This is a genomic window from Bradyrhizobium sp. CCBAU 11430, from assembly GCF_028128855.1.
GTDB lineage: Bacteria > Pseudomonadota > Alphaproteobacteria > Rhizobiales > Xanthobacteraceae > Bradyrhizobium > Bradyrhizobium ottawaense.
The window spans coordinates 131,094-143,608 of sequence record NZ_LBJV01000073.1; the positions used below are offsets into that span (position 1 = coordinate 131,094).

The 12,515-nt window shown below is 66.3% G+C and carries 12 protein-coding genes and 2 tRNA genes; 7 read left to right on the forward strand and 7 right to left on the reverse strand.

All coding sequences use genetic code 11. From position 1 onward, the window contains the following. Nucleotides 1–178: 178 nt before the first annotated feature. Entirely contained in the window at nt 179–592 is a 414-nt protein-coding gene (locus XI04_RS35425; RefSeq protein WP_271608904.1) for a GFA family protein, read from the forward strand. 18 nt (nt 593–610) lie between these two features. Here XI04_RS35425 and XI04_RS35430 read toward each other — a convergent pair. Beyond that, nucleotides 611–685, reverse strand: a tRNA-Thr gene (locus XI04_RS35430). A gap of 156 nt (nt 686–841) precedes the next feature. After that, on the reverse strand, nt 842–1,318 hold the full coding sequence (locus XI04_RS35435; RefSeq protein WP_271594174.1) for a hypothetical protein: 477 nt from the start codon (nt 1,316–1,318) through the stop codon (nt 842–844). 285 nt (nt 1,319–1,603) lie between these two features. Between XI04_RS35435 and XI04_RS35440 the strand changes: the two genes are divergently transcribed. Together XI04_RS35440 and XI04_RS35445 are read left to right on the forward strand one after the other, a co-directional pair. Beyond that, nucleotides 1,604–2,089, forward strand: a complete 486-nt coding sequence (locus XI04_RS35440; RefSeq protein WP_038950509.1) for a hypothetical protein — start codon at nt 1,604–1,606, stop codon at nt 2,087–2,089. Between the two features lie 43 nt (nt 2,090–2,132). After that, the gene (locus XI04_RS35445; protein ID WP_095426198.1) at nt 2,133–2,618 is read left to right on the forward strand and encodes a hypothetical protein; all 486 of its coding nucleotides are present in this window, start codon (nt 2,133–2,135) and stop codon (nt 2,616–2,618) included. 286 nt (nt 2,619–2,904) lie between these two features. Here XI04_RS35445 and XI04_RS35450 read toward each other — a convergent pair. Beyond that, nucleotides 2,905–2,990 (reverse strand) — tRNA-Tyr (locus tag XI04_RS35450). 206 nt (nt 2,991–3,196) lie between these two features. On the opposite strand from XI04_RS35450, the gene rlmB reads away from it, so the two are divergent. Then, the gene (gene rlmB, locus XI04_RS35455) at nt 3,197–4,024 is read left to right on the forward strand and encodes a 23S rRNA (guanosine(2251)-2'-O)-methyltransferase RlmB (RefSeq protein WP_161966418.1); all 828 of its coding nucleotides are present in this window, start codon (nt 3,197–3,199) and stop codon (nt 4,022–4,024) included. A 16-nt stretch (nt 4,025–4,040) separates the two neighbouring features. Here rlmB and XI04_RS35460 read toward each other — a convergent pair whose 3' ends face one another. Both XI04_RS35460 and XI04_RS35465 read right to left on the reverse strand, forming a co-directional pair. Further along, the gene (locus XI04_RS35460; RefSeq protein ID WP_028141080.1) at nt 4,041–5,072 is read right to left on the reverse strand and encodes an LLM class flavin-dependent oxidoreductase; all 1,032 of its coding nucleotides are present in this window, start codon (nt 5,070–5,072) and stop codon (nt 4,041–4,043) included. 150 nt (nt 5,073–5,222) lie between these two features. Beyond that, entirely contained in the window at nt 5,223–6,170 is a 948-nt protein-coding gene (locus XI04_RS35465) for a LysR family transcriptional regulator (RefSeq protein ID WP_256379470.1), read from the reverse strand. Between the two features lie 88 nt (nt 6,171–6,258). Between XI04_RS35465 and XI04_RS35470 the strand changes: the two genes are divergently transcribed. The 3 genes from XI04_RS35470 to XI04_RS35480 are packed head-to-tail and all read left to right on the forward strand — an operon-like array spanning nt 6,259 to nt 9,376. After that, nucleotides 6,259–7,617 carry an MFS transporter gene (locus XI04_RS35470; RefSeq protein WP_028141078.1) on the forward strand — a complete coding sequence of 453 codons (1,359 nt, stop codon included), beginning with the start codon at nt 6,259–6,261 and terminating at the stop codon, nt 7,615–7,617. Then, nucleotides 7,614–8,111 (forward strand): GAF domain-containing protein, encoded by a 498-nt coding sequence (locus XI04_RS35475; protein WP_271608903.1) that lies wholly within the window; start codon nt 7,614–7,616, stop codon nt 8,109–8,111. The genes XI04_RS35470 and XI04_RS35475 overlap by 4 nt, the downstream gene beginning before the upstream one ends. A gap of 17 nt (nt 8,112–8,128) precedes the next feature. Continuing rightward, nucleotides 8,129–9,376: a metal-dependent hydrolase family protein gene (locus XI04_RS35480; protein ID WP_271608902.1), complete on the forward strand. Its 1,248-nt coding sequence runs from the start codon at nt 8,129–8,131 to the stop codon at nt 9,374–9,376. 41 nt (nt 9,377–9,417) lie between these two features. Here XI04_RS35480 and XI04_RS35485 read toward each other — a convergent pair whose 3' ends face one another. Together XI04_RS35485 and XI04_RS35490 are read right to left on the reverse strand one after the other, a co-directional pair. After that, a complete protein-coding gene (locus XI04_RS35485) occupies nt 9,418–10,398 on the reverse strand; it encodes an NADPH:quinone oxidoreductase family protein (RefSeq protein ID WP_271608901.1) in 981 nt (326 codons plus the stop codon). 56 nt (nt 10,399–10,454) lie between these two features. Next, nucleotides 10,455–12,512, reverse strand: coding sequence for an ATP-dependent helicase (locus XI04_RS35490; RefSeq protein ID WP_271608900.1), 2,058 nt, complete (start codon nt 12,510–12,512; stop codon nt 10,455–10,457). Nucleotides 12,513–12,515 lie beyond the last annotated feature (3 nt).

Consider the following 12,515-nt stretch of genomic DNA (forward strand, 5'->3'; position numbering starts at 1 on the left):
GGACGCGCCGCAACGCCTTCAGTGTTGCGGCGCTGAGCCGGGACCCAGAAAGCGGAACGAAGAAATGCGGCGCGATAGGCCCCGGCTCTGCGGCGCATCGCCGAAGAGGCGCTGCACTGCGTCCGGGGCACGGACCGCCTTTTCAATTCGCATCCGTCCAGCAGGGAGAGCAGATTCGATGATCGATGCCAGATGCCGCTGCGGTGCTCTTTCGCTGTCGCTGCCGGGACCATCGCAGCTCGTCGTCGCCTGTCATTGCCTCGACTGTCAGCGACGAACCGGCGCGCCGTTCGGCGTGGGTGCGTTCTATCCGGCGCACGCTGTCACGATCGCGGGACCGTCAAAGGAGTACGTTCGGACAGCCGCGAGCGGCGGCAAGGTCCGCAGCTATTTTTGTCCCGACTGCGGTTCGACCGTCTATTGGCAAGCCGAGAATCTGCCCGCGATGATCGGCGTTGCCGTCGGCGCGATCGCAAATCCGGATTTTCCGCCGCCGATCAGATCGGTGTTCGAGCAGTCGAAACACGGCTGGGTGGAGATGTCAGGTGCCGAGCATTTCCAGCAAGGCAGCGCGCCGAAGCATTCGAGCTGAGGGTTGCGCGTCAGACGCTGGTGCCGGCTGAGGGGATTGAACCCCCGACCTTCGGTTTACAAAACCGCTGCTCTACCGCTGAGCTAAGCCGGCGACGCGGGCAGGGCCGGCATGGGCCGGGGTGTCCACCCGTTGCGCGCCGCAATACCAGACTTGGTCGGAAAGTGCCAGAACCGGAAAGGCCGTCGCCGCGAACATGAATCAGGCGGCCCGGAGGCCGCCTGATCTCTCCGCATCGATTAGATCGCCTTACTGGCAGATGTGCCGGCGGCCGTCTGCGCCCTTGAACCAGGTGCCAGGCGTACAGACGAAGCCGTTACGCTGGGCGTAGGTGCGGGTGTCCCAGCCACGATTGTCCCAGCCGCGGTTGTCCCACGAATTGTCGTAGGCGTAGGAATTGTCCCAGGCGCGGAACGGCGCGCTGGCAATCGCGCCCGCGGTGCCGATCGCGGCGCCGGCTACGCCGGCTGCGACGTCGGTCGGCCAGAAGCCGGTGCGGCTCCTGTTCCAATCGTTATTCCAGTCGCCATTGGTCTGACGATAGGACACGCGGCGCTGACGGTATCCGCTATCGGTGTATGGATTTCCCGGGCCGAGATTCTGGCAATTGGCGTTGGGGAATTGCGCCGAGCAGCGGCCGGGATTGGTGACGACGGCCTGCGCCATGGCAGAGCCTGCCAGCATGGTCGCCGCAATCGTCGTCGCTCCAAGAAGCTTGATGTTCATGGTTGTTGGCTCCCATTTTGTTGACGGGGGCTAAACGCTTGCGGCGCCGGACGTTCCGATGAAACCGGTGGATTTTCTCGCAAGCGGTGGTCAAACCGATGTGAGCGCACGGCGCGGTTCCGTGCGGCGGAGTCACACGCCGTTAACGCTTCGCTCATTCGCCGTGCAGCATTTGAGCGGCCCGCAATCCTTACACATTAGGCTTACCGGAATTTGGTGAGCGGGCCTTAACCCTCTCTGCGCCGCGATCGGATAGGTTGCCGCCGCATAACCGGGGTCCCCCTCATGCGCATTGTGGCGCTCGCTGCCTTTCTGATCGGACTGCCCGCGACGGCGTTTGCCGGCAGCGGCTTCGATATCGTCGTGCCCGGCCGGCCCGGCGTGCCGATCATCATCAACAACATCGACGCGTCCTATGCCGTGGTCGAGGGTGTCTGGGGCCTGGGCAAGAACCAGCAGGTGCAGCCCACGATCTATGGCGGGCGCTATGTCGCCGAGCGGCAGCCTGCCGACGTCGGCCATTATTATCCGACGCTGGGCCTGCGGCCCGGTTACGGCCGGCTCGAGGTCGAGCCGCCCGCGAACCGAAAATTGCCGAAGCCCGCCGAGAGTTATCACCAGAGCTGGGGCGCGCAATCGGCGCCGCTGCCGCCGCAGATGGACGTGCCCGTCGATCCGCCGCCGGTGATCCTCGCGCCTGAAATCAACGATCGTCCGCGGCCACCGCGACCGCGGCCGCATGTCCAGGTCCCCGGCAAACCGCCGGGTTAAGAAACGTCAAAATCCAACAAACAGAAATCAACAGGAGAGAGTAATGCGTCAAATGATTTCGGGACTGGTTGCGGCGGCTGCCGTGATGTTCGTCGCCACGGCACCCGCCGCGGCGTGCGGCTTCAACCCGTGCCAGCCGGTCGCGCCGGTCTATTCCGGCTGCAACACCGGTTGCGGCGGCTACGGCTATGGCTATGGCTATGGCGCCTATGAGCGTCTCGCCGAGCCGGCCACGCAGTATTATCACGTCAACCAGGGCCCGACCTATACCGGCCCGGGCGCCTTCGCGCCGTATCCGACCTATCGTGAAGACGCGGTCGTCGCGCCCGCCAATTACGGCTACGGCTATCGCGCCGCCGTGGCTCCCTATCACCGCCCGTACTACCGTCCGTATCGCTACGGCTACGGCCCGCGCTACGGCTATCTGCCGCGCGTGCACTACGGCCATGGTCCGCGCTACGGCTACGCCCACCGTCACGCGCCGGCGCCGTACTATGGCGGTCACCGCGTGCTGCGCCGCTATTACTGATCCTTGATCGGTTGAGCTGACGAGACGCCCGTTCGCACGATGCGGACGGGCGTTTTGCTTTTCTGATTATGTGCGGTCGCGATCAATCAGGTCGATAGCCCGCCTACGCCTGACGGCTACGGCGTGGCAGCCTTCGCTCGCTTCGCTGAATGATGATCTGGATTGGCTTGCCAGGCCGTAGTTGGCTTTGCCTCAGTCCGTCTTCGCCCTACGGGCTTCGCCGGACACCACGCTTCACCCTTCGGCATCACGTGGCTGCGCCACGCGTAGCCCGAAGGGTGAAGCGTGGTGGGGGAGGCAGGACTCGAACCTGCGAAGCCATGAGGCGGCTGATTTACAGTCAGCTCCCTTTGCCACTCGGGACACTCCCCCGCTCGACGGCAGCACAATCGGGCCGGACCTTGCCGGCGACCGAAGACGGCCATGGAACGTGAAGGCCGCGACAGCCCGGATGGGGGCGCGACCGGGCGCGGTTATGGGCGATCCGGAGGGGCAAAGTCAACCGAGGCGAACAGCTAAAATCGCCTTCGAAGCCACCCAAATTGCCATATTCCGGCACCCGTGACACAAGCGAGCCCATGAAGGATCGAAAATTCACCCCCAGGGGCCCCCGCGGCGGGGCTAAGCCCTTCAACAGACCCGGGAAATCGGCCGGCCGGCCAGCCTGGCGCGACCGCGATTCGCACGCCGACGGGCCGGTCATCCTCTATGGCTGGCACACCGTCACCATGGCGCTGGCCAACCCGGAGCGACGGATCCGCAAGCTGACGCTGACCGAGAACGCTGCGAAGCGACTTGCGGACGAGAACATCGAAACCCGCGTCACGCCCGAGATCGTCCGGCCCCAGGAGATCGACCGTCTGCTCTCGCCCGATGCCGTGCATCAGGGCCTGCTTGCGGAAGCCGATCCTCTGCCTTCGCCTGATATCGAGACCTTGAAGCAGGAAGGCATGGTGCTGGTGCTCGACCAGATCACCGACCCGCACAATGTCGGCGCGATCCTGCGCTCTGCCGCAGCGTTCGCGGTGAAGGCGATCGTCACCACTGCCCGCCACAGCCCGGAAGCCACCGGCGTGCTCGCCAAGGCCGCCTCCGGCGCGCTGGAACTGGTGCCTGTTGTGACCGTGCAGAACCTCGCGCGCGCCCTGACCACGCTGAATGAAATCGGCTTCCAGACCGTCGGGCTGGACAGCGAAGGCAGCGCGGATCTCAGCGACGTCGCGCTGCGCGAGCCGCTCGCGCTGGTGTTAGGGGCCGAAGGCAAGGGCCTGCGGCAATTGACCCGCGAGACCTGCAGCGTCGTGGCGCGGCTCGACATGCCCGGCGAGATCAAGAGCCTCAACGTCTCCAACGCCGCCGTGCTCTCGCTCTATGTCGGCGCGAGCCGGCTCGGGCTGATGAAGTAGGCGGGGCCTCAAGCCGCTACCCCATCATCTCCCGCACCATCGGCACCACCTTGCGCCCATAAAGCTCGATGCTCTTCATCAGCTTCTGATGCGGCAAGGGACCCGCCGAATACTTCAGCTGAAACCGCGCAATGCCGAGCGTCTTCGCCGTCCTGGCGATCTTGCGCGCCACCGTTTCCGGCGAGCCGGCATAGAGCGAGCCGTGCTCGACCTCGCTCGCGAACTCGTCGCGGCCCATCGGCGGCCAGCCGCGTTCCTTGCCGATGCGGTCGCGCATGGCCTTGTAGTCGGGCCATAGCTCCTCGCGCGCCTCTTCATCCGTCTCGGCGACATAGCCGGGCGAGTGCACGCCGATCGGCTGCGCGGGGCGGCCGAACTCCTTGGCGGCGCGGTGATGGAGATCGACGAACGGCGCAAAGCGCGCGGGATCGCCGCCGATGATCGCGAGCATCAAAGGCAGGTCGTAATGCGCAGCGCGCACCACCGATTGCGGGCTGCCGCCGACGCCGATCCAGGTTTTAAGCCGGCCGTTCTCGACCGGGGGATAGACCAGCTGATCCCGCAGCGGCGGACGCAGCTTGCCCTCCCAGCTCACCGGCTTCTGCGCCAGCAGGGCAGCAAACAGGTCCAGCTTCTCCTCGAACAGCTCTTCGTATTTGCGCAGGTCGAAACCGAACAACGGAAAGGATTCAGTGAACGAGCCGCGGCCGAGGATCACCTCGGCGCGTCCGTTGGAGAGCGCGTCCAGCGTGGCAAAGCGCTGGAAGACGCGGATGGGATCGTCCGAAGACAGCACCGTTACGGCCGAGCCGAGATGGATGCGCTTGGTCCGCGATGCGATCGCGGCGAGCACGGTCTCCGGCGAGGAGATCGCAAAATCGGCGCGGTGGTGTTCGCCGAGGCCGATGAAGTCGAGGCCGAGTTCGTCGGCCAGCACCGCTTCGTCGACGACGTTGCGGATCACCTGCGCGTGCGGAAGCATGGCGCCTGCGGCATCCCTGGTGACGTCGCCAAAAGTATCCAGTCCGAATTGAAGCGATGCGGTCATCGGTGAGGTCTCTGCGGGCGCAGCTTGCGCTTGTCGCTGTGGGAGGGAATCGTCTGCGATGGAGCTAGGCCGCGGCGGCCGGTGCAACAATGCTGCTTTGAGAAACCCACCGTTTCCTCTTTGGATCGTGCCAGGCCCGCGCCCGTACGCTCAGTCGGACCTGGTGAACATCTCGACCAGGGTCTCGCGCAGCCAGCGCTGCGCCGGCACGGTGTCGTTGCGCTGGTGCCAGAACAGGCTGACGATGCGCGGCGGCGCCTTGAGCGGCAGCGGCATGGCGTGCAGGAACGGCGCGTGCCGGGATTGCGAGCGCAGATCGCTCGGCAGCACCGCGATCAGGTCGGACTGGCGCACCACCTCGTAAGCGGCGCTGTAGTGATTGACGGTCGCGACCAGATTGCGCGACAGCCCGCGCGAAGCGAGGAAGAGGTCGTAGGACGGCAGGGTCTTGCCGGCGAGGCTGACGTCGACATGGCCTGCGCCGAGGAAGCTGCGCGTGCTGAGCCGCTTCTGGGCGGCGAGCGGATGGCCGCGCCGCATGAAGCAGGCATAGTCGACCGTCCACAGCGAGCGCGAGCGGATGGCGGCCGGCTGCTGCGCCTCGTTGACATAGACGCTGAGCACGCAATCGACGCGATTGTCTTCGAGCTGATCGGCGATCTCCAGAATGGTGTTGGGGACGGTGTGCACGCGCGCCTTGGGCGCGACCTTGCCGAAATGGCCGAGCAGATTCGGCATCACCAGCGAGGCGACGTAATCCGACATCGACAGGCTGAACTCGGTCTGCGCGCGGCGCGGATCGAACACCTGCTCGTCGAGCGCGCCGCGGACGGTTTCGAGCGCCTCGCCGATCGGCTCCCACAACACCACCGCGCGCTGGGTCGGACGGATGCCGGTGCCGGACCTGACGAACAGGGGATCGCCGAGCGCGTCGCGCAGCCGCGCCAGCGCGTTGCTGACCGCCGGCTGCGTCATCAGCAGTGCGTTGGCGGCGCGCGTCACGCTGCCCTCGGTCATCAGGGCTTCGAAGACTTTCAGCAGGTTGAGGTCGAGCGATCGAAACGACAGAACATTCACCGTAGTGATGTATGGGATCACGATTATAAATTATGACGATAATATCTCTTTGTCTATGGTTCCCCCAGGGACTTGCGGATGCCGGGCCGCCGGACAGAGGGGGACTTACATGTCGATGATCTCGGCGCGCATCGAGCGCCTGCCATTCGCACGCTTCCACACGCATCTGCTGTTGATGGGCGGGCTCGGCTACATGTTCGACGCGATGGACGCCGCCGTGCTGGCGTTCATCCTGCCGGTGCTGCGCACCGCCTGGAATCTGACGAGCGTGCAGATCGGCGTGCTCGGCAGCAGCACCTATATCGGCTTCCTGTTCGGCGCGTTGCTGGCGGGCACGCTCGGCGACCTGATCGGACGCCGCGCGGTGATGATGTCGGCGCTGGCGCTCTATTGTGCCGCATCGATCGTCAGCGCCGCCGTGGACAGCTGGCCATCCTTCTTCGCCGCCCGCGTCGTCGCGGGCATGGGCACCGGCGCCGAGAGCGCGATCATCGCGCCTTATCTCGCCGAGTTCGTGGCGCGGCGCTTCCGCGGCAGCTTCACCGGCGCGCTGGCCGGGTTCTTCTCCTTCGGCTTCGTCGCGGCGGCCTTGCTCGGCTACTTCATCGTTCCCGCCTATGAGAACGGCTGGCGCATCGTGCTGGTGATCACCGCGGTGCCGGTCGTCATGCTGCTCTGGTGGCGCCGGGCGCTGCCGGAATCGCCGCGCTGGCTGGAAAGCCGGGGCAGGGCGAAGGAAGCCGAAGCGGTGCTGGACAGGATCGAAGCCGGCTTCGCGCGCCAGGGGCATGTGCTGCCGCAGCCGGTCGTCGACGCGGTCAGCCCGCCCGTCGCCGGGGGAACGTTGCTTGCCAATTTCGCGGCGCTTCTGGCGCCCCGGCAGGCGCGCATCACCGTCATGACCTGGATCATGTGGCTTGCGATCACCTTCAGCTATTATTCCTTCTTCGTCTGGATTCCCGGCCTCCTGGTCCAGAACGGCATGAGCATCACCAAGAGCTTCGCCTATTCGCTCGCGATCTATTGCGCGCAGATCCCCGGCTATTTCAGCGCCGCGTATTTCAACGAGCGCATCGGCCGGCAGGCGACCATTGCGTCATACATGGTGCTCGGCGGTATCAGCGCGCTCGGACTCGCTTTCGCGCAGAGCGACCAGCACATCATGGTCGCGGGGATCCTGCTGTCGTTCTTCATGAACGGCACCTATGCCGGCGTCTATGCCTATACGGCGGAGGTGTTCCCGACGCCGGTGCGGACCACCGGCGCCGGCCTTGCCTCGGCGATCGGCCGCATCGGCGCGATCGTCTCGCCGATCCTGGTCGGCTACCTCTATCCCAATTTCGGCTTTGCCGGCGTGTTCGGGATCACCACCAGCGTTCTGCTGATCGGTGCGCTCACCGTCGTGGTGATGGGCGTGCCGACGCGCGGCCGTTCGCTGGAAGACATTGCGGCGGGCGAAGTCGCATGAGGGAGACGACGCGCCCGCCCGATCCGCTGCTCAACGCCGTGGCGGCGGCGCAGGGCAGGGCGGATCAGCCGGAGGCGCTGTTCTCGGAGATGGACCAAGCCTTGAAATCGGCGATCGGGCACAAGCTGTTCACGATCCTGACCTATGACGACGATACGGGTGAAGCGGCGCGGATCTATTCCAATCTCCCCGAGCCTTACCCGACGGGCGGCCGCAAGCGGCTGGCGCCGGGCCCCTGGACCGAGGCCGTGCTCGACCGCGGCGAGGCCTATATCGGCCGCACTCTCGATGATCTGCGCAATGTGTTCGCCGATCACGAGCTGATCGCTTCACTCGGCTGCGAGAGCGTGCTCAACATGCCCGTGCGCTGGCGCGGACGCACGCTCGGCTCGCTCAACCTGCTCCATGAAGCGGGCTGGTACGGCGCGGACGATGCCGCCGCGTGTCTTCCATTTGCCCAGCTCGCATTGCCCGCGCTGCTCACACAGTCCTGACCAGACAGGAAACGACCATGCCCAGCACCCTCTTCAAGAATGCCGCTCTGCTCGATCCGCTTCAGCCGGATTTGCTGGAAGGCCATGACGTGCTGGTCGAGGACAATGTGATCAAGGAGGTCTCGGACCGGCCGCTCCAGGCTTCAGTCGACCGCACCATCGACCTCAACGGCAAGACGCTGATGCCCGGCCTGATCGACCTGCATGTCCATGCGGTGGCGGTCGAGCTCAATCTGTCGCAGCAGGTGCACATGCCGAACGTGCTGGTGACGCTGCGCTCGACGTTGCTGCTGCGCGGCATGCTGCGCCGCGGTTTCACCACCGTTCGCGACGCCGGCGGCGCCGGCCATGCGCTGAAGCAGGCGATCGAGACCGGTCTCACCGACGGCCCGCGGCTGTTCGTCTCCGGCCGCGCGCTGAGCCAGACCGGCGGGCATGGCGACATGCGCGCGCGCTCGGATTATCTCGCCAGCGACGCGCCGTGCCCCTGCTGCGTGCGTGTCGGCGCGCTGGCGCGCGTCGCCGACGGCGTCGACGGCGTGCGCAGGGCGGCGCGCGAGGAGCTGCAGATGGGCGCCGATCAGATCAAGATCATGGCGTCCGGCGGCGTCGCGTCACCGACCGACCCTGTCGGCGCCTTCGGCTACTCCGAGGACGAGATCCGCGCCATCGTCGAGGAGGCGCGCGGGCGCCAGACCTATGTGCTCGCCCACGCCTATACCGCCGCCGCGATCGAGCGCGCGGTTCGCTGCGGCGTGCGCACCATCGAGCACGGCAATCTGGTCGATGCCCAGACCGCGCGCCTGATGGCCGAGAAGGGCGCCTATGTGGTGCCGACGCTCGTCACCTACGAGGCGCTGGCCAATGAAGGCGCGCAATATGGCCTGCCGCCCGAGAGCGTCGCCAAGATCGCCGACGTTCGTGACGCCGGCCTGCGCTCGCTCGCGATTTATCGCGACGCCGGCGTGAAGATGGGGTTCGGCAGCGACCTGCTCGGGCCGTCGCAGCGCCTGCAGAGCGACGAATTCCGGATCCGCGCCGAGATTCTCGGTCCGCGCGCGGTGATCGCCAGCGCCACGGTAATCGGCGCCGAGGTGCTCGGCATGGAGGGCAAGCTCGGCCGCATCGTGCCCGAGTCGATCGCGGACCTGCTGGTGGTCGACGGCAATCCGCTGCGCGACGTCGCCTGCCTGCTCGGCCAGGGCGAGCATATTCCACTGGTGATGAAGGCGGGCAAGGTCCAGTTCGACAGGCTGAACACGTAGCTGCCGCTGCGTCACGGACGCCCTCGCGCCGCTCGTGCGTCCTATGTCGAGATGCGCACGACCATCTTGCCGAGCGCCCCGCGCGTCTGCATGGTCCTGAACGCTTCCCGGAAATCGCCCAGCGCGAAGACGCGACCGACCACAGGCTTCAGCTGGCCGTCGGCAAGCCAGCCCGTCAACTGCGACATCAGGCGCTTCTGCACCTCGGGCTCGCGCAACGGGATCTGCGCGAGATCGACACCGAGCAGGGCACCGCCCTTCAGCAGTGGCAGGTTGAACGGCAATGCCGGGATCGCACCGGCGGCAAAACCGACCACGAGATGACGGCCACGCCAGGCGATGGAGCGAAAGGCCTGCACCGAGACGTCGCCTCCGACCGGGTCGAAGATCACGTCGGCGCCGTGTCCTCCCGTCAATTCCTTCAGCGTGTCGCGCCAGCCCGCCTGCGTGTAGTCGATCACAGCGTCGGCGCCGTGCGCCAGCGCGAACCCGCGCTTGTCCGGTGTCGATGCTGCTGCGATCACACGGGCGCCAAGCAGCTTGCCGATCTGGACTGCCGCAATTCCGGTGCCGCCAGCTGCGCCCAGCACCAGAAGCTGTTCCCCTGCGACCAGCATGGCGCGTGAGCTGAGCGCATAGAGGGCGGTCAGATAATTGGCGCGAAACGAGGCGGCGACTTCGGCCGCGACGCCGTCGGGCAGGGGATGGAGCGCTTCGGGTCTGACGACGATCTCCTCGGCAAGCGCGCCCGCGCGCGTCATCCCCATCACGCGCATGCCGGGCTGATAGCCGCCGGGTGCGCCGGGCGCGTCCGTCACCACGCCCGCGAACTCCGTCCCGGGAATGAAGGGCAGGGGATCTTTGGTCTGATAGCGTCCCTCGATCTTCAAGCCGTCGACGAAGCCGATCCCGGCAGCTTCCACGCGGATGCGCAATTGTCCCGGTTCCATGGACGGGAGCGGGACGTCCTTCAGTTCGATCTGATCGATCGGTGCGTATTGCTCGACGACGACGGCTTTCATGTCGGACCTCTGTTGTTCCGGTTATCCTGACAGGTCCCGACACGAGCCTCTTGCGTCTACCGCCACATCCCGCGCATACGCGCGCCGATGTCGACCTTCGGCCCCTGCGCCGCGGTGCGGGCGGCGCCGCTTGCTGCCTTTGGCCAGGCGGTGCGCTCGAACAGGTAGACCAGCTGCTCCGGAATGAAGCGGGTGCGCGAGGCGTAGACGTGGCGGTCGCCCTTGGCTTGCTGGCCGTGGGTGAAGAAGCGCTGGGGCACCACGAGGTGCAGATCGTCCTTGGCGCGGGTCATCGCGACATAGAGCAGGCGTCGCTCCTCTTCGAGCTCGGCGCTGGTGCCGGCGCCGAGGTCGGACGGCATGCAGCCGTCGACGACGTTGAGCACGAACACCGACTTCCACTCCTGGCCCTTGGCGGAGTGGATGGTGGACAGGATCAGATAGTCCTCGTCGCGCAACGGCGGGCCGGATTTGTCGCTGGTCGCGTCCGGCGGGTCGAGCGTGAGCTCGGTCAAAAATTTCTCGCGAGAGGCATAGCCGCTGGCGATCTGCTCGAGCTGCATCAGATCGGCGCGGCGCGTCTCGGAATCTTCGTGGAGGCGATCGAGATGCGGCTCGTACCAGAGTCGCACGCGTTCGAGATCGACCGGCCATTCCGAATAGCGCAAATTCTGGGTGGTGCGGACGAAGTCGGTCCAGTCGGCGCCGGTGCGCGCGGGCACCGGGAGCTGGCCGAGTGCGGCGAGCGGATCGGTGCTTTCCGCCATGTGGTCGAGCACGCGCTGCGCGGTCGCGGGTCCGATGCCGGGCAAGAGGTGCAGGATGCGGAAGCCGGCGACACGGTCGCGCGGGTTCTCTGCAAAGCGCAGCAGCGCCAGCACGTCCTTGACATGCGCGGCGTCGAGGAATTTCAGCCCGCCGAACTTGACGAACGGAATATTGCGGCGGGTCAGCTCGATCTCGAGCGGGCCGGAATGCGAGGACGTCCGGAACAGCACCGCCTGGTGCTTGAGCAGTGCGCCTTGCTCGCGGTTCGCCAGCACCTCTTCGACGATGTAGCGCGCCTGGTCGGCCTCATCGTGCACGGTGACGAGCTGCGGCTTGTGCGAGGCGGCGCGGTCGGTCCAGAGATTCTTGGTGAAGCGCTCGCGCGCGAGCCCGATGACGCCGTTGGCCGCAGCCAGCACGGTCTGCGTCGAGCGATAGTTGCGGTCGAGCGTGATCATTTCGGCGCGGGGCGAGAAGCTCTGCGGGAAATCCAGGATGTTGCGCACGGTGGCGGCGCGGAACGAATAGATCGACTGGGCGTCGTCGCCGACCACGGTGAGCCCGCGTCCGTCGGGCTTGAGCGCCAGGAGGATTGAGGATTGCAGGCGGTTGGTGTCCTGGTATTCGTCGACCAGCACGTGATCGAAGCGGCCGCCGATCTCCTCGGCGATCAGCGCATCGCTCATCATCTGCGACCAGTACAGCAACAAATCGTCGTAATCGAGCACGTGCTGGGCCTGCTTGGCCTCGACATAGGCCGCGAACAGGCCCTTCAGCTCGGCGGCCCAGCCGGCGCACCAGGGATAGTGCACCCCCAGCACCTTCTCGATCTCCATCTCGGCGTTGACGCAGCGCGAGTAGATCGACAGGCACGTGCCCTTGGCGGGGAAGCGGCTCTCGGTCTTCGACAGGCCGCGCTCGTGCCGGACCAGGTTCATCAGGTCGGCGGAATCCTCGCGGTCGTGGATGGTGAAGGCGGGATCGACGCCGATCCGTTCGGCATATTCGCGGAGCAGACGCGCGCCGATGCCATGGAAGGTGCCGGCCCAGCTGAGCGCATCGCGCATGATGGCGGCGTTGTTCTCGCCCAGCACCTTGCGGGCGATGCGCTCGACCCGGCCGGCCATCTCGCCCGCCGCGCGGCGGGAGAAGGTCATCAACAGGATGCGGCGTGGATCGGCGCCGGCGACGATCAGATGCGCGACGCGATGGGCCAGCGTGTTGGTCTTGCCGGAGCCGGCGCCGGCAATCACCAGCAGGGGAGCGCCCACGGTCGCGCCATCGGCCACGCCATGCTCGACGGCGCGGCGCTGCTCCGCATTGAGCGTGTCCAGATATGTCGCCACGAA

Excerpts from the sequence above, each read along its gene's own strand:
- XI04_RS35425 (WP_271608904.1), top strand. The coding sequence starts at position 179 with ATGATCGATGCCAGATGCCGCTGCGGTGCTCTTTCGCTGTCGCTGCCG.
- XI04_RS35435 (WP_271594174.1), bottom strand. The coding sequence starts at position 1,318 with ATGAACATCAAGCTTCTTGGAGCGACGACGATTGCGGCGACCATGCTG.
- XI04_RS35440 (WP_038950509.1), top strand. The coding sequence starts at position 1,604 with ATGCGCATTGTGGCGCTCGCTGCCTTTCTGATCGGACTGCCCGCGACG.
- XI04_RS35445 (WP_095426198.1), top strand. The coding sequence starts at position 2,133 with ATGCGTCAAATGATTTCGGGACTGGTTGCGGCGGCTGCCGTGATGTTC.
- rlmB (WP_161966418.1), top strand. The coding sequence starts at position 3,197 with ATGAAGGATCGAAAATTCACCCCCAGGGGCCCCCGCGGCGGGGCTAAG.
- XI04_RS35460 (WP_028141080.1), bottom strand. The coding sequence starts at position 5,072 with ATGACCGCATCGCTTCAATTCGGACTGGATACTTTTGGCGACGTCACC.
- XI04_RS35470 (WP_028141078.1), top strand. The coding sequence starts at position 6,259 with ATGTCGATGATCTCGGCGCGCATCGAGCGCCTGCCATTCGCACGCTTC.
- XI04_RS35475 (WP_271608903.1), top strand. The coding sequence starts at position 7,614 with ATGAGGGAGACGACGCGCCCGCCCGATCCGCTGCTCAACGCCGTGGCG.
- XI04_RS35480 (WP_271608902.1), top strand. The coding sequence starts at position 8,129 with ATGCCCAGCACCCTCTTCAAGAATGCCGCTCTGCTCGATCCGCTTCAG.
- XI04_RS35485 (WP_271608901.1), bottom strand. The coding sequence starts at position 10,398 with ATGAAAGCCGTCGTCGTCGAGCAATACGCACCGATCGATCAGATCGAA.